The sequence below is a fragment of the Peribacillus sp. SIMBA_075 genome (assembly GCF_046534585.1).
Genome location: NZ_JAWRYN010000284.1, coordinates 1 through 329, shown reverse-complemented (window position 1 = coordinate 329; position 329 = coordinate 1). Strand labels below are relative to the sequence as shown.

Annotated in this window: 1 protein-coding gene; it reads right to left on the bottom strand. The window is 39.5% G+C overall.

Annotated elements, in window-relative coordinates; genetic code table 11:
• Positions 1–179: 179 nt before the first annotated feature.
• The coding region (locus tag SB775_RS28270) for a c-type cytochrome (protein ID WP_410864483.1) at positions 180–329 on the bottom strand (150 nt) is incomplete at its 5' end.

The window sequence follows — 329 nt, the reverse complement described above, 5'->3', positions numbered from 1 at the left end:
CACAGTGCCAAGGAAATTGACAATAAGCACCAGTACAAGCATGTAGCGCGTGGCTAGCAGATATTGAATCCATCTCATATGTCTCTTCACTCACGATCTGTTAAAATCAGAAAAAAGCTGACAGCGCCAGCTTTTTTCTCTTTTGAGTATATCCTTGTACTTGCATTTAAACAACTGAATTATTTTGATTTGACCTCAGATAAATATTTAGAGAGCTTTTCAAGTTCTTCATCGCTGCCTTTAAAGATACCCTTAGGCATGTTGCCTTTTCCTTCTACAGCAATTTTAGCAATTTCCTCAGGCGGAAGACCGTTGTCAACAAGTGACGG